Source organism: Sphingobacterium sp. xlx-130, assembly GCF_011007405.1.
GTDB classification, from domain to species: domain Bacteria; phylum Bacteroidota; class Bacteroidia; order Sphingobacteriales; family Sphingobacteriaceae; genus Sphingobacterium; species Sphingobacterium luzhongxinii.
Window position 1 is genome coordinate 46,574 of sequence record NZ_WFKN01000003.1, and the last position, 19,691, is coordinate 66,264.

A 19,691-nucleotide genomic window follows, 5' to 3' on the forward strand; every position below is an offset into this window, starting at 1 on the left:
ATAAACTATATAAGGAGAGAAAAGAAAACAAGAATTAAAACAAAAAAAGAAAATAATACTTTTGGAGTTGTAACCTTATTTTTTTCGAAGCAGATATAATCTGATTTTTGATTGTATTTCTCGATGCACCGGTAAAATCAGAAATCTCATCGTAACTAAGACCACTAATCTTATTGAGTGTATACATTTCCTTTTCCTTGACAGATAAATCTTCCATTGCAGACTGCAAGAGATTGCTGAGGTCATTAACCTCTAACTGCTGTTGGGTACAACGACTTGATTCTGTCCAATTTTGTTCGATATAACTGTTATATTTTGCTTGAACAAGTTTTTTACGAAAGATTTGAATCAGTTGGCGTTTGACAATAACAAATAGGTATGGATAAAGCTGCCTGGATTCTTTCATATTTTGACATCCCTTAAAAAGTTGGATAAAGGCTTCTTGTACGACCTCTTCGGCTTCGAAATCGCATTTGACTACCGCATAGGCATAACGGTACAACACCTGATGATAGCTATTGAAAACCTTTCGAAAGACGAATTCGTCTCCAGTTAAGAACTGCTGAAACTCATCATTTGTCAAATCCATATTCAATTGTCGATTCATGCCATTAGGTAACTATTTAAATCAGGTATAAAGTAAGCAATGATCCATCAACATTATATTAATGTACTTTTAAGTAAATGTTAATCTTTAGGACAGATGGAAGGCTTAATAATTGCAAAAACAATATCCTCCTATTTGGTTAACAAGTACCGAGATGATTTGTTTGGTTAGATAGGCCGTACAAAAGAAAAGTATTTTATCTACCTTTGTGATTTGATATATTAAATCATTCGACAGTGTCATTAGAGAAATTAAAGCTTAGTAAACGTCTTCATGCAACCATGAATGATCTGGGATATTTGACAGCAAAGGAATTCCAGTTAAAATCGCTCTCCCGAATTGTCGGTGGACACAGTATCATAGGTATCGCGCCAGAAGGGGCAGGAAAAACAACGACATATGTCCTGGGGGTATTGATGCGCTTAAAATACACACATGATGAGGCTCCTAAAGTGTTAATCCTGGCTCCTAACGAAGAAAAAGTTGCTGAAATAGTTGATCGTTTTCTAACGATCAGTGCCAATAGAAACCTCTATATCATGGGGCTCAAAACAGCCGGAAGTGTAGAAGAAGAGATTGAAGAACTGGTACGCGGCGTAGATATTGTAGTCGCTACTCCAACTCGCGCCCGTGCTATATATCTAAAATTAGGTCTTAATTTAAATCGTATCCAGACTTTTGTCATTGATGATGCCGACGAGATCATCAAGCAAGGAATGCAAAATACAGTAAGAGAACTGGCTCAAAGTTGTGGAAAAGTCCAATATCTGGCGTTTAGCACCGTAGAACATGAGAAGCTGCACCTGATGATTGATGATTTTATGCCTGTCGCAACGCTAATTGAGGTAGACGAACTGGGCGAAAAAACGACGGAAACACACGAACTGATACTATACCAGGTTCCTAACTTTACCACAAAAATAAATCTCCTAAACGCGTTGATGCGCGACGAAGAGGTATTTGATAAAGTAGTGGTATTTGTGAATAGTAGGTTGACAGCACAAAAACTGAGTGAAAGTCTACACGCTAAAAAGGGAGAAGCCACCGTATTACATCCTTTTTTTCATGACGACTCCGGGATTGATGACATCAATGAATTCAAACAAATCCCCGAGTGTAGGATACTGATTGTAGCAAATGAAGGAACAAAAGACATCGATTTAAGTGGGATACCATTTATATTTCATTTTGAAGTACCGGAGAATGGAGATGTTTTTGTCGATCACATTACAAAAAAATCTGACGACGAAGTCATTGCAATCACCTTCGCGACAGATATTGAGCTTCCAGAGGTGAAAAAGATCGAACAGTCTATAGGCAAAAAAATCCCCGTGATGCCTCTGCCGGAAGATCTTGTTATCTATCGTCCGTCCAATAATGCAAAGACCAAAAGCAAGATAGACGAATCTCAAGGCGGAGCTTTTCACGAGAAAAAGGAAAGTAATAGCAAGACCTACAACTACGGAGGCGGAGTAAAAGCCAAAATGACAATGAAAAATAAGAAACGGTAAATCTCAAAATACTGTATAGAATAAAAGCCGTATCACTACGGCTTTTATTCATTTTGCGAAAGGCAATATAACTATTTCCCCATCCTAGTGAGAATAGCTTCCATCTCTGACATCACTTTATTGATCTTTGCGATTGTCAGATCAAAAGGCTCGGATGTATTCATATTTACACCAGCATCTACCAATAAATCAACCGGATATTTAGTGCTACCAGAAGTTAGAAAATCAAGATATCTCTTACGGTCAGCATCGGTACCACGCAACACTTTCTCTGAGAGAGCCGTAGAAGCTGTGAAGGATGTCGCATACTGATATACGTAAAAATTGTAATAAAAGTGCGGAATATAAGACCATTCAGACTTCACGTAATCGTCGACGATACAGATATTCTTATCGTGTCCATAATATTTTCGAGTAAGTTTCAGATACATATTATCGAAGTCCTCGCCGGTCAGCGCTTCTCCCTTAGCGACTTTGTCATGGATCATGGATTCGAATTCAGCAAACTGCGTCTGGCGGAATAATGTACCTTTCGCACCTTCGAGGTAATTACCCAAAATAGCTAAACGTACCTTATCGTCTTTGATCTGTTTAAGCATGTAATCGTTCAATAGCTCCTCATTCAATGTGGAAGCTACCTCCGCAACAAAAATCGAATAATCCGCGTTGGCAAAATGCTGCTTTTTGTTCGTCAGATAACTATGCATGGTATGTCCCAGTTCATGAGTCAGCGTAGACATGTCATTGTACTTGCCGTTATAATTCATGAGAATGTAGGGATGCACATCGTAGGCCGATCCGTTGGAGTAGGCCCCCGATCGCTTACCTTCATTCGGATACATATCGATCCATCTTTCATTGAAAGCCTTTTTAGACACATCAGTATAGGCAGTACCTAAAGGCTTCAACGATTGTAGGATATTGCTGACAGCTTCCTCTACCGTATATTCTAAATCAACTTTGTCCACCAAAGGGGCATAAAGATCATAGTAATGCAAGGTATCCACCCCCATCATGCGTTTGCGAAGATTTAGATAGCGATGGAAGGTTTCTAAATTACCATTTACATTTTTGACGAGATTGTGAAACACAGCTGTCGAAATATTACCATCATCGAGAGCCCGTTCTAAAGTACTTTTGTAGTTTCTGGCTTTTGTTGTAAAGAGGGCCGCATTAATATTGCCATAAAGCTGAGCACCAAAAGTACGCTGAAACTCATTTAACTTACCAAAATAGGCAGCGAATACTTTACTCCGTACCTCACGGTCTTCACTAGCTCTGTACAAGGAAAAATTGGCTGCATTGAGCTTAACGCGTTTTCCTTTTAGGTCAACATCAGGATATGGGAACTCCGCATTCGAAAATGTATTGAATATATTTGCCGCATTGCCCGACATCAACGACGAATAAGCCATTATCTTTTCAACTTCCTCTGAGCCTCTATGTGCCCGTTTGCGAAGTAAATCCTTGATATAAAACTCATAAGTAGAAAGTGCCTTCTCCTGTCCAATAAAAGTTTTTAGCTGCTCTTCCTGTAGGGTTAGTAACTCAGGCTCCATAAACGAGGTCAACGCCCCGAATTCCGCAAATAGTTGTTGTAACTCTTGCTTCATACCTGCGTATTTGGTCACGCGTGTATCTTGATCCGATTTCATTGAAGCATATGAAGACAACCTAACCATGTCTTTAATCAACGCACTATTCAGATCCAATGCTTCCAGAAGTATGCTAGCAGACTGGGTCAATTTACCCTTGTAGGAAGCTACTTGTTGCATTTTCTGTTGTACACGGGCTTTCTCTTCCTTCCATACATCATCTGTAGCATACAGCGGGCTCAAATCCCATTTGTATTTATCAGGAAGTTCATCCCGAACCTTCATTTGGCTGACTGCAACTGTCGTTGAAAATAACATTGCAGCAGTAATCAATTGCGTTTTCTTAAACATAACTTTATCAATGTCTAGTTTGTGCCGCGAATTTACAAAATTTATCTTCCATTAGAATTAAAAACATCTGCACTTGAACCACATACACGGACATATCAAAAGCACTCATAGCACCTCTCTCCTATTTAACCAGAATCACCCCCCAAATTTCTTTGCAAAGTCCAAATAAGCGATTAATGCTTTTTGCAAAAATTCACCATAACCCTCTTTAACTAAAGTTCCATCTTCTTTAAAACAATCCTGTATATTAGCCAGATATACTTCCGGCTGTTGTAAGGTAGGCATATTGAGAAATGTGAGGACTTGTCTTAAGTGGTGATTGGCGCCGAATCCGGAAAGACCACTTATAGATGAAGAGATAACCATAGCCGGCTTGCCATTCCAGACGTTCTTGCCATAAGGGCGCGATCCCACATCTAGTGCATTCTTCAATGCCGCTGGTATAGAGCGATTATGTTCGGGAGTGATAAATATTACCCCGTCCAAAGATTTTACCTGGGACCTAAACGGGGCATAACTATCCGGCTCCCCGTTCACATCATAGTCCTGATTGTAAAGCGGGAGATCGGCGATGCCAATACGTTCAAACTGGTACCCCTCAGGCGTATGCTGACTTAAATAATCTGCGACCATTCCGGTGTACGCATCTCTGCGAATAGATCCGACGACTATACCTATTTTTTTTATTTCCATGACCTTAACCTATTTAAATGTATATCTCTCCTTGTATTAAACTTAAATATAGAACAGTGAGATGTTCCAAATGTTTGGACAGCCCCCCTGAAAATCACTACAACTAAAAAATTATTGTATTCAGGGATATGGCTCCACAAACAAACTATTAATTTTAATCGTTGGTTTTAATATAAAAAAGTATGCAGTTTGTTATAAAGAAAGATATCACAATCGACAAGGAAATAACTATTCAAGAATTTTCAGTTCAAAATTTTCCAAAATCCGTTGATTTCCCATTCCCGGAACGGCATCGAAGTATGGTAACACAGATCAAAACAATAGAAATCTCTGGTGATAGTATATTGTACAGTTCTGTTGAAGCGGTAAATGAATCCAAATAATTTTCAAATGCGGGTCTTTGGTGCTTTGCAGGGACTGGAAATGGAGATCGATGATTATTCGATAAAATGGAATGTTTTTTTTATTATGATCATGACTACAATGTGATTCAAAAAGCTAACTCAAAAGAATGCACTTCACGGATAGCGAGAAGAAATCAGCCAACATGGAAAAATAAATTTAAGCCTTATATTGCGAAGCATAGAATAACATAAAATAGTAAAAAATAACTAATGGATGAGAAACAACATACTATTCCAACATATCAATCAATTTATTCCACTGACGGAAAATGAATTTACAGAGATCATCGGCTATTTTGAACGAGAAGACATTCCAAAGAAAGGAATTTTAATGCGAGCCGGAGATCGGTTTGTGAATGATTACTTCATCTTGACGGGCTGTGTCCACATGTATTTTGTCGATCACCAAGGGGTTGAACATACGGTTCAATTTGCACTAAAAAACTGGTGGATAGCAGACTATATAGCATTACAAAGAGGGCAACCTACCGACTTCTATATTCAAGCGATAGAAAATTCGGAACTACTAAGTATATCTCTTCCAAATAGAGAAAAGCTTCTGCTCCGCTTTCCAAAAATGGAATCGTATTTCAGGGCAGTATACCAGATTGCCTATGGCTCATACCAGACGAGAATGAAATATATACTGAGTTATTCTAAAGAGGAAATATATCTTAGATTTAGGGATTCCTTTCCTGAATTTGTAAACAGCGTACCACAATACCTTATTGCCAGCTATCTTGGACTTTCAGCCGAATATGTAAGCAAATTAAGACGAAAAAATATTTCTTGAACCTGTTCAACTTTTTCCTCCATTGCAGCGCGTACTTTTGAATACACAAATTACGATATTATATGGCACAACGCTTAAACTACAGCTCATTTTCACCAGAAGCTTACCGTAAACTTTTGGAATTAGATGCATTGGTGGGAAAATCCCAATTAAGCAACCTTCTGGTACACCTTGTCCGACTGCGGGCATCACAGATCAATGGTTGCTTGTTTTGCATTGATATCCATTCCAAACAAGCTATACGAGACAGTGAAAGAGCTTTACGTCTACTCCATTTAAATACCTGGAAAGAATCCACGCTATTCTCTGAACGCGAAAAAGCAGCGCTATTATGGACAGAAGCGCTGACTACGCTTAGTCCTGAAAGCACGAACGACGACGTTTATGAATCGGTTAAATCGCACTTCGACGACATAGAAATCACGCAGCTGACCATGATTATTACAATGATTAACGCGCTTAATCGCTTTGGAGTAGGATTTCGCACGGCACCAGGGTCATTGGATAAGCTTCTAGGGCTAGACAACCTAATCCTATAGAATATTCTTCACTAAAAAAGCTTAGCAAAATCACAACCAACCCACAAAACATACTAATATAATTAGTATGTTTGTTTTATGGAGAGATTAGAAGAAAAGCTACGAATCCTCGCTGATGCAGCAAAATATGATGTCAGCTGCAGCTCATCAGGTTCAAAGAGAAAGAATACAGGCGGTATAGGTGATGCGTCATATTCAGGCATCTGTCACACTTATACCGAAGATGGCCGATGCGTATCCTTATTAAAATTGCTATTGACCAATCACTGTATATATGATTGTGCCTTCTGTGTGAGCAGACGGAGCAATGATGTACAACGTGCTGCATTTACAGTAGAAGAGGTCGTTAGGCTTACAATGAATTTTTATCGTCGTAACTACATAGAAGGCTTGTTTTTAAGTTCTGGCATATTCAAAAGTGCAGACTATACGATGGAGAGACTATTACGCATCGTCAAAAAACTACGTACAGAAGAACGCTACAACGGCTACATACATCTTAAAACCATACCCGGAGCGAGTGAAGAACTCATACAGGAAGCCGGTCTCTATGTAGATCGAATGAGTATCAATTTAGAGCTGCCTACCGATGCAGGGCTCCAACTTATGGCTCCAGAAAAGAATCATGAGTCAGTCAAAAAACCTTTAGCATTTGTCAATGACAAACTGAAACAATACAAAGAAGAAAAAAAACTTATTAAACATACGCCTAATTTCGTCCCGGCAGGACAAAGCACACAGATGGTTATTGGAGCGACAGCAGAAAGTGACTATGAAATCATGCAGGTAGCTGACAACTTTTATAAAAATTATAATTTAAAAAGAGTTTACTACTCTGGATATATCCCCATATCCAACACAAATAACCTCCTCCCTCAAATAGGGACAAAACCTCCGCTCGTACGCGAAAACAGATTATACCAAACAGACTGGCTTATGCGATTCTATGGATTCAAAATCCAGGAGGTACTGAATCCAGATTTTCAGCATCTGGATTTGGAGATTGACCCTAAATTAAGTTGGGCATTACGCAATCCGCAGTTCTTCCCCGTCGATATAAATAAGGCCGATTATTGGATGATCATTCGGATTCCTGGTATAGGAAGGCAGTCCGCCATGAAGATAATCCAAGCCCGAAAGTTCGGAAGACTCCACGAGTACCAAATCAAGAAAATGGGAATAGCTTACAACAGAGCAAAGCACTTTATGGTTTGTGCAGACTCTTTCATCCCGTTAGGTTCGATACAAATGGAAAGCGTTCGAAAACATATCTTACAGGGATCCAATCGCCAAAAGACCGTTACGCCTCAACTATCCTTATTCTAAAAATGATTTACAGGTACGACGGCAGCTATGAAGGTCTGCTGACAGCGATTTTTACAGTATTTGAATGTAGAGAGTTTGACGTACAACTACAAGTAGAATATGATTTTCAGGAGTCTCTATTTGAAACAGCTAAAAAGATCCCATCTGATGCAGTAAAGGCTAGACGTGTAAACGATGGCCTAACCAAGTTGCTCACAAAAAATGGAGCTATTGATTTTTGGCGAGCTTTTTTAGCAGAGGACTCTAAAATACATCAAATAATTTTTGAATTGATCATCGCTGTATTCAAAACTAATAGTCCAACGCTTTTGGACAACTACGGAGATGAACGTGTTTTACTATTCCGTCAAACACTTCGCAAAGTGAGCCGTGAGCGTCATCGTATGAAAGCTTTTGTTCGCTTTCATAAAGATTCTAATGGGATGTATGTGGCCATTATAGAGCCAGACTTCAACGTACTGCCATTGATTATTTCCTTTTTTAGGGATAGATATGCTGATCAGCATTGGCTTATCTATGATAATAAGCGCTGCTATGGTATTTATTATGATCTTTACAGTGTCACAGAAGTGACTCTAAGTGTGGAGCAATCAACTGCATTACAAAAATCAACAGGAACGATAACCTTAGATGCAGATGATAACTGTTACACCGTATTATGGCAGAGTTATTTTCAGAGTACGAATATAGAAGCCCGTAAAAACCTAAAGCTGCATCTTCGCCATGTTCCAAAAAGATATTGGAAATATCTTCCGGAGAAAACGAAAAAGAGCTAAAAAGTATCAAAATACATTCCTACAAATACGAACTATTTGTATAAGTCTGCTCAAATCTTTGTTTTTTTTGTAGATTCGCTGCTTTATACAAAAAATTAAGAATCTTAATATGAAAAATAAGACTACGAATATTTTGAGAATCGGTATCATTGGATATGGCAATCTTGGAAAAGGGGTAGAAAAAGCGATAAAGCAAAATCCGGACATGGAATTAGTAGCTATCTTTACAAGGAGAGACCCCTCATCGCTTGATTGTAAATCTCCGGTAATACCAATGAATCGCTTGACAGATTACGGTGACCTTGTCGATGTTATGATTCTATGTGGAGGTTCATCTACGGATCTACCTGAACAGGTCCTCGAAGTATCCAAACTGTTCCATACGGTAGATAGTTTTGACACCCATGCCAAAATACCAGAATATTTTGCCAACGTTGATGAATCCGCAAAATCGAGCAACACCTTGAGCTTAATCGCTACAGGTTGGGATCCGGGATTATTTTCCCTGGCCAGACTGATGGGACAATGTGTCCTTCCTGATGGTGAGGATTATACTTTTTGGGGAAAGGGGTTGAGCCAAGGGCACTCAGACGCAGTAAGGCGAGTAGAAGGTGTCAAAAACGGCGTCCAATATACTATTCCAATAGACCGTGCTTTAGCGTTGGTGCGGTCAGGAGAAAACCCTATTCTGTCAACAGCAGAAAAACACAAACGGGTCTGTTATGTCGTAGCAGAAACCGGGGCAGACCACAGTATTATTGAAAACACAATAAAGACCATGCCCAATTATTTCGCTGATTACGAAACAACGGTACATTTTATCAACGAAGAAGAGTTGAGACAAAACCACGGGGCAATGCCTCATGGGGGTATTGTATTTCGATCCGGCGTTTCCGGGAGTGGTGCAAAACAGCGCATTGAATTTAGTTTGGCACTAGAAAGTAATCCAGAGTTTACAGCAAGTGTGCTTGTAGCGTATGCCCGTGCCGTAGGCAAGATGGCCAGACAAGGACAATCCGGAGCTCGTACCGTGTTGGATATCCCACTATCGTACCTCTCGCCCAAATCAGACGAAGAGCTCCGTCGAACTTTATTATAATCATTTCGAGAGGTTAGATTTTTAACAAACACCATGGAGTTTTAAGGACAGCAAAGTAAACGTCACCTCGACCTTGTGGAGAGGTCTATGAACAGTACAGGATTAATATGTAGTTTCTACCTCCCTCCATATCGGTCGGGAGGTGACGGCATAGTCTACCAATCTGCATTGGTCGGATGCAATGCGACGGAGCATTATGAATCTAAGAAAAACGTGTATTGGCTTGTTTATTTCTTACTGATAGTCCCTAGGTCTTAACTATTAAAATGATATTCCGGATGTAATTTAAATGTATTTTGTAGAAAACATGCAATTACTACCGTAGATTAACTACCTTTGCGCCATGAAAAAAATAGCGGACTACAGAAGACTGTTAGATGTAGATAGCAAAGTTGATCTCAGTACATTGAAGTCGCGCTATCGCCAAATTATGAAGGAGTGTCATCCGGATAGATTTGCCAACGATCAGGAAGGCCTTTTAGCAGCAGAAGAAAAAAGCAAAGAAATGATCGAAGCCTATCATTTTTTAGTAAGTATCTGTCCTGAAACCTTAGAAAATCAACGACCTGTTTATCAGCGCACAATAACAGATTCATCTATCTCTGACTTTGATTGGAAGGGTCAAATTTTGACACTTACATTTCTTGATGGAAGTCAATATGAATATTTTAACGTACCAAGGAACGAGTATATCAAGTTGGTAAACGCCGATTCCCCTGCGCGTTTTGCCAAACGACACGTTTATCCAAAGTATTCGTATAGAAACGTACTAAAAACGAGTTAGCCTCCATATCAGAACTCCACTATATTGTATTATTATAAGTAGTGGAGTTTGTTACGAAGAGGTCATCACTAATCTGATGTAACAATTGTATTTATTCGATTAATACTATTTTAAAAGCAATAAAAACCTCCTAAGTTTACTGCTTTTAAAAACTTGATAAATGACCATTCTGACTTTTACCCTCATTCTTTTCCTAGGCACGTTTATAGCTGGTCTTTTAGGTTCATTGACAGGCTTGGGAGGCGGTGTCGTTGTCATTCCTTTGTTAACGCTTTTATTTCATGTAGACATCCGTTATGCAATCGGTGCAGCATTACTAGCCTCGATCGCCACTTCCTCAGGAGCAGCAACGACCTATGTAAAAGAGGGAATTACAAATATAAGATTAGGCATGTTTTTAGAAATAGCGACCACCATCGGTGCTGTGGTCGGTGCTATGATTGCCATCTATATGCCAACCAACACCATTGCAATTATCTTTGGTATTGTACTCATTTTTTCTGCCGTAATGACACTGCGTAAAAAAAATGAATATGCTCATGAAGGAGGTTCCATGCTTGCCGAAAAACTCAAACTTAATAATAGCTATCCAGTAGACAGTCAAAAGATCCCCTATAAACTGACCAATGTGGCCGGCGGCTTTTCGTTGATGGGGATAGCAGGAATTCTTTCGGGTCTTTTAGGCATAGGTTCTGGTTCTTTAAAAGTATTAGCCATGGACAGCATGATGAAAATCCCCTTTAAAGTGAGTACAACCACAAGCAATTTTATGATAGGTGTCACGGCTGCTGCATCAGCTGTAGTCTATTTACAACGCGGGTACATGGAGCCAGGAATTGCTTTTCCAGTCATTCTAGGCGTTCTCTGTGGGGCTATCACAGGGTCAAAGCTGTTGAAAAAGATGAACCCAAGAACATTACGCTTGATATTTGCCATAGCAATTACATTGGTTGCATTCCAGATGATTTTTAACGGCTTACAACATAAATTTTAACTATGAAACAAGTCTTCTCAAAGTATTACTGGAACGATAAGGATATCTCGATCTTAGTAGGACAGATCTTGCGTATTGGTGTTACCTTCGCCTCCGCTACGCTGATCGTAGGTGGTATACTATATTTGATGATACATGGACAGGAACCTATACCAAATTATAAAGAATTTGTAGGAGAATCTACTTCAAATACAACGATAACTGAAATTATCGTTGGTGCATTTCAGTTCAGGATACCTCAGATCATCCAATTCGGTGTACTGCTTCTTATATGCACCCCTATCCTACGAGTGATAGGCTCTCTTTTTGGGTTTGTTATCGAGAAAGACATCATGTACGTTGTTATTACTTTAATTGTTCTAGGTGTTATCATAGCCAGTATATTTAGCGGAGTAAAAGGTTAAAAAATAAAGAAAAAAACTATATAATTTTTAAAAAACACATGATGTCCAAATAAAATATCACGTAATAACACTAATACCAAATAAAAATTAACAATTTTTTAACACTTAATCTAAAATCTACATCTTATCTTTGAGCATTCATAATTTAGGTTAATAATTGGTTAGTTAATAACGCCTGTAGCTCCCCGCTACAGGCGTTTTTTTTGAATTTAGTAGGCTTCCAGATTTTTTTTTACAAGACACACAATATTATTGAACTATAGTCGTTATTATATCAAAAAGAGCAACAATTTTGAAGAGCTACTTTATTAGCGCTTTTTTAGATAAACGCTTTTTGATTGTATCTGCAAAGTTTGGACAATTGGTCTAAGCGAAAAAAGAAACAAAGAAACAGAAAAAAAAGGTACGCATACAAAAGGCCAGAAAGGGTTTAGAGAAGTCTAAACCCTTTCGCATTTCCACAATTACAACAAAATCAAACCATTCAATAGCCATCTGTTTTAAATAAAAAGAATTAACGTCAGCTAAGAAAAGTTTTACTAACTTACATCCAAAATATTTACATTTAAGTATTAAACACAACTTTCTTAAAATGGTAATAATTAACAATTATGAAGAGTACAAGTCCTATGAAGGGAAACAACTGGGCTCTTCCGATTGGCACAAAATCGATCAGGAACAGATCAACAGATTTGCAGATGCCACTTTAGATCATCAATGGATTCATATCGATCAAGAAAAGGCAAAAACAGATAGCCCTTTCAAGTCGACTATAGCACATGGGTATCTTACGCTTTCTTTAATCCCCTACTTATGGAAACAGATTGCAGACGTCAGAAATCTAAAGATGGAAATCAATTATGGTATTGAAAATTTAAAATTTGGACAGGCTGTATTAGTAGATAACGAAGTACAACTGCAAGCAAAAGTTAAATCGATACTTAACCTGAGAGGTACCGTTAAAGCTTCAATCGAAGCAACATTAATCATCAAAGACAATCCGAAACCGGCATATGTTGGCGATGTTGTGTTTCTATATCATTTCGAATAACTAACTTCTATATTCCTGGACAAGTGGGCCGATCACATTTCCACTCGTCCGGGATCTATAATATCCATGGGATCATATAGATCTTAAGATAGTACAGCACCCCTTAACGGGACACCACTTACGAAACTATCTAGTTCCTCACATTTAAAATCATATTCATGCACTTTTTTTAAAACCTGACTTACGATATGCTCGGGAGACTCGACACGCAATATACGATCTTCATCTTCAAGATCTAAACTTACCACTATCGGCATTTTTAAAGTTCTTAACCCCTCTAAAATAATAAGTTTATCAGTCAGCGTTTGAATATTTGTTTTGAAAATACTTACAAAGTTATACATAGCCATTACCGTTATCATACTTCTTTTAAATAGTAGTAAATCAAAAATCATGAATTTATCTGACCTATCTAACCAGTTTCAAGCTCAAACGGACAAAATAAAGGGCGAACCGTAACTACATATGTTATATGATATCCTTTGCTTCCAACCACCGAAGAAAAGTGGACGCTTTTTCTCTACTGACATATACTTTAGCTTCATGCGCCATACAAAGCTCCAAGGACAACTTTCTAGTTAAGGTATAACTGGCATGTCGTAGTGCTTTTCGATTGACCAGATTTTGTCTATTGGCTCGAAAAAAAACATTCCCCAATAGCTTTTCCAGATCATCTAAGCTTTTATTTACCGTATATTCTTTGGCCTCAAAAGTCTTAACAAATACATTCTCATATTCGATGTAACATAAGGCTATCTCTCCTGAAGACAAGGGTATTATACGGTCATGATGATATACGATTAAGGCATTATTATTAGTTTGCATCTGCCCTAGTAAGGCACTGTACACACCTTCTGTCCCGATACGCATAGTGGATACCACCTGGGTTAGTTGCCTTTGTAATCCAAAGTATTTTTGTATTGTTTGTTCAACTGCAGAATTTGATATAGGTTTTACGATATAATCAATTCCGTTTGTTTTAAACGCTTCCAGCAAATAATTATCATAAGCCGTACAGAAAACAATAGGCGCAGTGATATTGATCTCTTGAAAGATCTGAAAACTGAGACCATCCCCCAGTTGTATATCCGAAAAAATCAAATCAATCTTAGGATCGCTTCCAAAGAATACCAATCCTTCTTCAACCGATTGAACATGCTTTACGATTTCTGATTGGGGCAACACTTGCAGTAACGTCTGGGTCAAGTCTTCGGCTGCCAAAATCTCATCTTCTACTATAACTATCCTCATGACAGAATCCTAATACGCACTTCAAAAAAATCATTCGATTCATCAATTTCGACACCTTGTACAAACAAATATTTATACCTTTCTACAAGATTCCGAAGTCCGCTACCATTTGATTCCACTTTTTGATACTGAATATTTTTATTATTACGGACCACAATCCAGCCATCTCTTTCGTCAACGCGTATCCGAACCGGGTTCTGAACGGTAAATGAGTTATGTTTTAATACATTATCTACCAATGGTTGGATAGAGAATATAGGTAATTGCTTCGCTCTTACATCAGTTGAAACATCGACTTGATAATGCAAAGCTTCCCCAAACCGGATTTTCTGCATATTCAAATAATCTTCACAAAGCTTAATTTCCTGATCTATACTTGCCAGCTCACCATCTTTAACAGAAGCAATAGTAATTCGCAAGAAATCAGAAAGTTGCAGCAGATAATTTTGCGCCATGCCGGGATCCTTTACAATCAGTGTTTTTAAAGTCGCCAACGCATTAAATAAGAAATGAGGCTGTATCTGTTGCCGCATCATTAGGTTTATAGCCTCTTCTCTAGAACGCTCTAAACGAGAACGTTCCAGCTTATGATGTACTTTTGCATGCTCAGACATCAAGAAATAAAGCCACAGTAGAACAACAACATTTAACAAGCTACCTTGCACACTAATAAATGTAAAACTACGTAACGGACTCTGAACTAAAATACCACGCAACCGATCATCAGCAATATCAAAAAAGAGTTCTACACCATGAAAAAGCCAGATGATCCCAATTGCACTACCAAAACTTATCACCTTGACATATAGGGGGGACTTGACGGGGTCTTCTACCTTAAAATAGATATGAATACAGATATTATCTAACGCAACAATTAAGATAACTAAAAACGTAATGAAAATTTGAATAACACTACGCGTACTCATAAAACCTCCCGTAAAAGAGGCCAAAGCTATCAGTAAAGTTGCTGTCAGCGCAAAGACAAAACTTTGCTTTATCCACAAGCCAAAGGGGTAATCCATGTGCTTACATCTCATCATTAGTCTATTGAGTTCAATTAGTGATTCACGAAAGTACAGATTTTATCATAAAATCACGTAAAATCAGGATACATTGAGAAGTATCCCTAACCCCCAATTGTTGACCACAAAATAACGTAGCACAAGTAATCTATCTTACATAAAACCGAAAATTAAATGACCTAATTCTGCTGTATAACCTGGTTATTGTAACAAAACCAGTACAATACAGGAAAACTGATCTCTCACATACTAAAGACTACAAAATAACGTTATACCTGTAATTTCATAATTTAGGTTAATAATTGGTTAGTTAGAAACGCCTGTTGCTCCCCGCTCCAGGCGTTTTTCTTACCCTCATATATTACCCACATTGTATTTTACCCGTTCGTATTTCTTAAATCGCCTAGCTGTGGTACATTTTTCAAGTCAAATGGTGTCTCTTGATAGACATAATAATTCAACCAGTTGTTAAAAAGCAGATTTGCATGACTTACCCATCTTACCTTAGGTGGTAATGTAGGATCATCATCTGTATAATAATTTGATGGGATATCAATAGCTAATCCCTTATCACGATCACGTACATACTCCTCGTGTAGGTTATACGGAGCATATTCGGAATGTCCTGTCAAATAGAATTCTCGTCCTCCTCTAGAAGCTGCGATAGCTACCCCTGCATCATCAGATATTGACAACACCTCCACATCCTTACTTCTCTCCATATCCGACTGCGAAATAGTTGTATGTCTACTATGCGGGATAAAAAACTCATCATCAAAACCTCTAAACAGCGGGTTTGTTTTATCAAGAGCCGTATGCTGAAAAACACCGAATAGCTTTTTATCTAAAGGTTGCTTTTCAACGCCATAAAAATGATAGAGCGCTGCTTGAGAAGCCCAACAAATATACAATGTTGAAGTAACATGAGTTTTAGCCCAATCAAAAATACGTGTCACCTCCTCCCAATAAGTCACCTCTTCAAAAGGAAGCATCTCCACGGGAGCACCCGTAATAATCATTCCATCATAAAAATCATCAGAAACATCAGAAAAACCTTTGTAAAACATCTCTAGATGTTCAGCAGACGTATTTTTAGAAGTATGAGACTCCAAGCGTAAAAAATCAACTTCTATCTGCAAGGGATTGTTGGACAATAATCGGACAAAATCAGTTTCCGTGGAGATCTTAAGAGGCATAAGATTAAGAATAAGCAACCGCAACGGACGAATATCCTGCTCACTGGCACGGAGATCACTCATTACAAATATACTTTCGCTTTTTAAAAGTTCTATAGCGGGCAGGTTATCGGGTATCTTGACAGGCATACTAATTTACACTTATTTCACCTTAAATTCAGCAGTAAAAGTACCAAAAATACCCAGGAATTAAAAATCCACGACCAAGTAAATTAATCCCGTCCAAGGAAAATCTATTGCATTGTACAAATAGCTAAGACAGTTGCAGAAAGAAAAAAACAATCGTAAATTGCCTACTTTAATCCTGTTAACAAAGAAAACAGCAAAAGATAACCATTCTATGTCTAAAAAATTAACAACAACAATCGCAACAGCACTATTACTCTGCCTGACAGTTACACTGAGCTATGGGCAAGAAAGCAATAATGGCAAAAAACTATGGGCAAAATCCATTATCAACGAAAAAGCTCCTACATTAGAAGTTGAACAATGGCTTTCAGAGACTCCCGACACAAAAGGAAAATTTGTACTCATAGACTTTTGGGCTACTTGGTGTGGTCCCTGTCGAAGAGTTATTCCAGAACTTAATGAATGGCAAAAAAAATACAGTGATAAATTAATCATTATCGGAATATCCGATGAAACAGCCACCAAAGTTCAAAATGCAAAGAATATAAAAATAGATTACTACAATGCAATAGACACACAGGCCAGACTTAAAAAAGAACTTGAAGTCAAAGGAATACCACATTGTATTCTAATTGATCCAGAAGGTATTGTTCGCTGGGAAGGGTTCCCTACTCTTACAGACCATGAGCTTACTACCGCAGTCTTAGAGGACATTATGAAAAAGTATGACAAGAAATAATAAAAGGGGCATTCTGAAAAGCCCCTTTTATTTTAAATCAATTGGCGGAGAGCAATTTCATACGCTTTTGAAGATATATGTGTTCGCTCTTTTGAAATATCACGAATATTCTTCAGAGCATCCTGAATCACTCTTGACACATCAGAAAAGAGTGCATCATCATTTATTTCAATACCAGTCTGCATTAGGTAAGCAAACACTCTTGCCATCCCACAGTTGGCAATAAAATCAGGAATAACAGCCACATGCTGATCTGCATACTCCATTACAGGACCATAAAAGATCTCCTTGTCAGCAAATGGGACGTTGGCGCCACTTGCGATAACCTCCAAGCCGTTATCGACCAACTGTTGCACATGACTCTTCGAGACAAGACGGGAAGCCGCTGCAGGAACAAATATCTCGGCCCCTGCGCGCCAGACTTCTTCCTGCAATTTATCAAAAGGAATCATGTCCGGAGAAACAAGCTCATTACCATTACGATTCAGCAACAGTTGCGTGATTTCCTCCTCTCCAAACCCCTCCTTATTGATCAATCCACCGGCACGATCGATAATTCCCACGATGCGAACGCCCATCTTTGAAAGATAAAAAGCAGCAGCCGCGGCAACATTGCCCCAGCCCTGTATGATGGCTCTTCTGCCTTTACACCCGGTGTCATAAAGGTCATAAAAATGCCGTATCGATTCGGCGACACCAAAACCGGTAATCATATCCGCAACTTTGTACTTACGCTTCAAGTCAGGACTATAAAAAGTATCCTCCAACACTTTCGAGACACCATACCGTAACTGGCCTATCTGACGAATACGATCGCTTTCCCGAACGTTGAAATGCCCATTCAACACTCCCTCTTGTGGATGCCACAGTCCGTACTCTTCGGTTAAAGGGATCACATCATGAATCTCATCTACATTGAGATCTCCGCCCGTGCCGTAATAGTTTTTAAGCAAAGGAGTAACAACTTTAAACCATCGAGCTAACACCTCATTCTTTCTAGGATCCTTAGGATCAAAGTTTATTCCCGACTTGGCCCCACCTATCGCTGGTCCTGATACCGTAAATTTAACTTCCATGGTCTTCGCCAAAGACTCTACCTCATTGCGATCCAAGCCAGCACGCATGCGTGTACCTCCACCAGCAGCACCACCGCGCAAGGAGTTGATAACGACCCATCCCTCAGCTTCTGTCTCTCTATCTTTCCACTCAAAAACAATCTCGGGCCTTTTATATTCAAACTCCTTAAGTAATTCTTTCATAAATCAATAATCTCTAAAATCAACTATCTTTGTTCTACAAATTTCCCCTTCTTTCTTGCTCACGCTCTATAGCCTCAAACAAAGCTTTGAAGTTACCTGCACCAAAACTCTGTGCACCTTTACGCTGGATAATTTCAAAAAATAAGGTCGGACGATCTTCAACAGGTTTCGTAAAGATCTGAAGAAGGTACCCCTCTTCGTCCCGGTCTACCAAGATTCCCAAATCCTGAATGATTTTTACTTCTTCATCAATCGCACCGACCCGCTCCGGCAACATATCATAATATGCTTCGGGAGGAGCCCCCAAAAACTCTACCCCACGCGCTTTCAATGCTTTTACTGTAGAGACGATATCATTGGTTGCTAAAGCTGCATGTTGCACCCCTTCACCTTCGTAAAAATCAAGATATTCCTCAATCTGTGACTTCTTTTTGCCTTCTGCCGGTTCGTTGATTGGAAATTTCACATAACCGTTGCCGTTGCTCATCACCTTACTCATCAAAGCCGAATACTCCGTATTAATCTGTTTATCGTCAAATGATAAAATATTCACAAACCCCATCACATTCTGATACCAATCGACAGTCTCATTCATTTTGTTCCAATCCACGTTTCCAACGCAGTGATCAATGTAAAGAAGACCTGTCTCCTCCGGGTTATAGTCACTTACCCAAGCTTCGTAGCCCGGCATAAATGCGCCTTTGTAGTTCTTACGTTCTACAAACATGTGGACCGTCTCTCCATAGGTGTAAATTCCAGCCGTCCAAACCTCGCCATGCTCGTCTTGAGCGCAGATAGGCTCTTGGTACACTTTTGCGCCCCGCTTGGTTGTCTCTTCAAAAGATCTACGTGCATCATCCACCCAAAGGGCCAGTATCTTCACGCCGTCACCATGCTTTTTCACATGTTCTGAAATAGGATGTTCAGAACGCAGTGCTGTAGTTAGTACCAATCTTATTTTATTCTGCTTCAATACATAAGAAGCTCTGTCTTTAACTCCCGTTTCCGGACCTGCATAGGCCTCAGATTGGAAACCAAAAGCAGTTTTATAATAGTGTGCAGCCTGCTTCGCATTACCGACATAAAATTCAATATAATCGGTACCATTAATAGGAAGAAAATCCTGCGCCTTCGCAATTTTCTCCGCAAAAGTTTGTGTCATGATAAT

Annotated in this window: 21 protein-coding genes; 12 read left to right on the forward strand and 9 right to left on the reverse strand. The window is 38.9% G+C overall.

The genetic code is table 11. The features are described 5' to 3' along the window. Window positions 1-34: 34 nt before the first annotated feature. A complete protein-coding gene (locus G7B18_RS03400; protein ID WP_164108385.1) occupies window positions 35-607 on the reverse strand; it encodes an RNA polymerase sigma factor in 573 nt (190 codons plus the stop codon). A 236-nt stretch (window positions 608-843) separates the two neighbouring features. Between G7B18_RS03400 and G7B18_RS03405 the strand changes: the two genes are divergently transcribed. Further along, on the forward strand, window positions 844-2,118 hold the full coding sequence (locus tag G7B18_RS03405; protein ID WP_240452761.1) for a DEAD/DEAH box helicase: 1,275 nt from the start codon (window positions 844-846) through the stop codon (window positions 2,116-2,118). A gap of 71 nt (window positions 2,119-2,189) precedes the next feature. On the opposite strand, the gene pepF is transcribed toward G7B18_RS03405, so the two are convergent. Then, on the reverse strand, window positions 2,190-4,064 hold the full coding sequence (gene pepF / locus G7B18_RS03410; RefSeq protein WP_164108384.1) for an oligoendopeptidase F: 1,875 nt from the start codon (window positions 4,062-4,064) through the stop codon (window positions 2,190-2,192). Window positions 4,065-4,199: 135 nt separating this feature from the next. Further along, a complete protein-coding gene (locus tag G7B18_RS03415; RefSeq protein ID WP_164108383.1) occupies window positions 4,200-4,757 on the reverse strand; it encodes an NADPH-dependent FMN reductase in 558 nt (185 codons plus the stop codon). A gap of 182 nt (window positions 4,758-4,939) precedes the next feature. Between G7B18_RS03415 and G7B18_RS03420 the strand changes: the two genes are divergently transcribed. The 10 genes from G7B18_RS03420 (at window position 4,940) to G7B18_RS03465 (ending at window position 12,927) form a co-directional block, all read left to right on the forward strand. Continuing rightward, complete coding sequence (locus G7B18_RS03420) at window positions 4,940-5,140, forward strand: hypothetical protein (RefSeq protein ID WP_164108382.1); 201 nt, start codon at window positions 4,940-4,942, stop codon at window positions 5,138-5,140. 235 nt (window positions 5,141-5,375) lie between these two features. After that, window positions 5,376-5,954 carry a Crp/Fnr family transcriptional regulator gene (locus G7B18_RS03425; protein ID WP_164108381.1) on the forward strand — a complete coding sequence of 193 codons (579 nt, stop codon included), beginning with the start codon at window positions 5,376-5,378 and terminating at the stop codon, window positions 5,952-5,954. 62 nt (window positions 5,955-6,016) lie between these two features. Continuing rightward, entirely contained in the window at window positions 6,017-6,493 is a 477-nt protein-coding gene (locus G7B18_RS03430) for a carboxymuconolactone decarboxylase family protein (RefSeq protein ID WP_164108380.1), read from the forward strand. A gap of 78 nt (window positions 6,494-6,571) precedes the next feature. Beyond that, window positions 6,572-7,819, forward strand: coding sequence for a putative DNA modification/repair radical SAM protein (locus tag G7B18_RS03435; RefSeq protein WP_164122070.1), 1,248 nt, complete (start codon window positions 6,572-6,574; stop codon window positions 7,817-7,819). 2 nt (window positions 7,820-7,821) lie between these two features. After that, window positions 7,822-8,595 (forward strand): TIGR03915 family putative DNA repair protein, encoded by a 774-nt coding sequence (locus tag G7B18_RS03440; protein ID WP_164122071.1) that lies wholly within the window; start codon window positions 7,822-7,824, stop codon window positions 8,593-8,595. Between the two features lie 109 nt (window positions 8,596-8,704). Then, the gene (locus G7B18_RS03445; RefSeq protein WP_164108377.1) at window positions 8,705-9,694 is read left to right on the forward strand and encodes a diaminopimelate dehydrogenase; all 990 of its coding nucleotides are present in this window, start codon (window positions 8,705-8,707) and stop codon (window positions 9,692-9,694) included. A 343-nt stretch (window positions 9,695-10,037) separates the two neighbouring features. Next, window positions 10,038-10,478 carry a KTSC domain-containing protein gene (locus G7B18_RS03450; RefSeq protein WP_164108376.1) on the forward strand — a complete coding sequence of 147 codons (441 nt, stop codon included), beginning with the start codon at window positions 10,038-10,040 and terminating at the stop codon, window positions 10,476-10,478. 160 nt (window positions 10,479-10,638) lie between these two features. After that, window positions 10,639-11,472 carry a sulfite exporter TauE/SafE family protein gene (locus tag G7B18_RS03455; protein WP_164108375.1) on the forward strand — a complete coding sequence of 278 codons (834 nt, stop codon included), beginning with the start codon at window positions 10,639-10,641 and terminating at the stop codon, window positions 11,470-11,472. Between the two features lie 2 nt (window positions 11,473-11,474). Continuing rightward, window positions 11,475-11,876, forward strand: coding sequence for a DUF1634 domain-containing protein (locus tag G7B18_RS03460; RefSeq protein WP_164122072.1), 402 nt, complete (start codon window positions 11,475-11,477; stop codon window positions 11,874-11,876). 592 nt (window positions 11,877-12,468) lie between these two features. Continuing rightward, window positions 12,469-12,927: a MaoC family dehydratase gene (locus G7B18_RS03465; RefSeq protein WP_164108373.1), complete on the forward strand. Its 459-nt coding sequence runs from the start codon at window positions 12,469-12,471 to the stop codon at window positions 12,925-12,927. An 83-nt stretch (window positions 12,928-13,010) separates the two neighbouring features. Here the strand turns inward: G7B18_RS03465 and G7B18_RS03470 are convergent, their stop codons facing one another. The 4 genes from G7B18_RS03470 to metA form a co-directional block, all read right to left on the reverse strand. Next, a complete protein-coding gene (locus G7B18_RS03470) occupies window positions 13,011-13,271 on the reverse strand; it encodes a hypothetical protein (RefSeq protein ID WP_164108372.1) in 261 nt (86 codons plus the stop codon). Window positions 13,272-13,395: 124 nt separating this feature from the next. Next, on the reverse strand, window positions 13,396-14,178 hold the full coding sequence (locus G7B18_RS03475; protein WP_164108371.1) for a LytR/AlgR family response regulator transcription factor: 783 nt from the start codon (window positions 14,176-14,178) through the stop codon (window positions 13,396-13,398). After that, window positions 14,175-15,218, reverse strand: a complete 1,044-nt coding sequence (locus G7B18_RS03480) for a sensor histidine kinase (protein ID WP_164108370.1) — start codon at window positions 15,216-15,218, stop codon at window positions 14,175-14,177. Before G7B18_RS03480 ends, G7B18_RS03475 begins: the two co-directional genes overlap by 4 nt. A gap of 359 nt (window positions 15,219-15,577) precedes the next feature. Beyond that, window positions 15,578-16,525: a homoserine O-succinyltransferase gene (metA, locus tag G7B18_RS03485; RefSeq protein ID WP_164122074.1), complete on the reverse strand. Its 948-nt coding sequence runs from the start codon at window positions 16,523-16,525 to the stop codon at window positions 15,578-15,580. Between the two features lie 133 nt (window positions 16,526-16,658). Between metA and G7B18_RS03490 the strand changes: the two genes are divergently transcribed. Further along, on the forward strand, window positions 16,659-17,264 hold the full coding sequence (locus G7B18_RS03490; RefSeq protein ID WP_240452762.1) for a thioredoxin-like domain-containing protein: 606 nt from the start codon (window positions 16,659-16,661) through the stop codon (window positions 17,262-17,264). A 32-nt stretch (window positions 17,265-17,296) separates the two neighbouring features. Here G7B18_RS03490 and G7B18_RS03495 read toward each other — a convergent pair whose 3' ends face one another. Both G7B18_RS03495 and hppD read right to left on the reverse strand, forming a co-directional pair. Further along, window positions 17,297-18,523 carry a Glu/Leu/Phe/Val dehydrogenase dimerization domain-containing protein gene (locus G7B18_RS03495; RefSeq protein ID WP_164108368.1) on the reverse strand — a complete coding sequence of 409 codons (1,227 nt, stop codon included), beginning with the start codon at window positions 18,521-18,523 and terminating at the stop codon, window positions 17,297-17,299. Between the two features lie 34 nt (window positions 18,524-18,557). Continuing rightward, window positions 18,558-19,685 carry a 4-hydroxyphenylpyruvate dioxygenase gene (gene hppD, locus G7B18_RS03500; RefSeq protein WP_205600159.1) on the reverse strand — a complete coding sequence of 376 codons (1,128 nt, stop codon included), beginning with the start codon at window positions 19,683-19,685 and terminating at the stop codon, window positions 18,558-18,560. Window positions 19,686-19,691 lie beyond the last annotated feature (6 nt).

Coding starts and splice junctions, on each gene's coding strand:
- G7B18_RS03400 (WP_164108385.1), bottom strand. CDS start 607: ATGAATCGACAATTGAATATGGATTTGACAAATGATGAGTTTCAGCAG.
- pepF (WP_164108384.1), bottom strand. CDS start 4,064: ATGTTTAAGAAAACGCAATTGATTACTGCTGCAATGTTATTTTCAACG.
- G7B18_RS03415 (WP_164108383.1), bottom strand. CDS start 4,757: ATGGAAATAAAAAAAATAGGTATAGTCGTCGGATCTATTCGCAGAGAT.
- G7B18_RS03420 (WP_164108382.1), top strand. CDS start 4,940: ATGCAGTTTGTTATAAAGAAAGATATCACAATCGACAAGGAAATAACT.
- G7B18_RS03425 (WP_164108381.1), top strand. CDS start 5,376: ATGAGAAACAACATACTATTCCAACATATCAATCAATTTATTCCACTG.
- G7B18_RS03430 (WP_164108380.1), top strand. CDS start 6,017: ATGGCACAACGCTTAAACTACAGCTCATTTTCACCAGAAGCTTACCGT.
- G7B18_RS03435 (WP_164122070.1), top strand. CDS start 6,572: ATGGAGAGATTAGAAGAAAAGCTACGAATCCTCGCTGATGCAGCAAAA.
- G7B18_RS03440 (WP_164122071.1), top strand. CDS start 7,822: ATGATTTACAGGTACGACGGCAGCTATGAAGGTCTGCTGACAGCGATT.
- G7B18_RS03445 (WP_164108377.1), top strand. CDS start 8,705: ATGAAAAATAAGACTACGAATATTTTGAGAATCGGTATCATTGGATAT.
- G7B18_RS03450 (WP_164108376.1), top strand. CDS start 10,038: ATGAAAAAAATAGCGGACTACAGAAGACTGTTAGATGTAGATAGCAAA.
- G7B18_RS03455 (WP_164108375.1), top strand. CDS start 10,639: ATGACCATTCTGACTTTTACCCTCATTCTTTTCCTAGGCACGTTTATA.
- G7B18_RS03460 (WP_164122072.1), top strand. CDS start 11,475: ATGAAACAAGTCTTCTCAAAGTATTACTGGAACGATAAGGATATCTCG.
- G7B18_RS03465 (WP_164108373.1), top strand. CDS start 12,469: ATGGTAATAATTAACAATTATGAAGAGTACAAGTCCTATGAAGGGAAA.
- G7B18_RS03470 (WP_164108372.1), bottom strand. CDS start 13,271: ATGTATAACTTTGTAAGTATTTTCAAAACAAATATTCAAACGCTGACT.
- G7B18_RS03475 (WP_164108371.1), bottom strand. CDS start 14,178: ATGAGGATAGTTATAGTAGAAGATGAGATTTTGGCAGCCGAAGACTTG.
- G7B18_RS03480 (WP_164108370.1), bottom strand. CDS start 15,218: ATGATGAGATGTAAGCACATGGATTACCCCTTTGGCTTGTGGATAAAG.
- metA (WP_164122074.1), bottom strand. CDS start 16,525: ATGCCTGTCAAGATACCCGATAACCTGCCCGCTATAGAACTTTTAAAA.
- G7B18_RS03495 (WP_164108368.1), bottom strand. CDS start 18,523: ATGAAAGAATTACTTAAGGAGTTTGAATATAAAAGGCCCGAGATTGTT.
- hppD (WP_205600159.1), bottom strand. CDS start 19,685: ATGACACAAACTTTTGCGGAGAAAATTGCGAAGGCGCAGGATTTTCTT.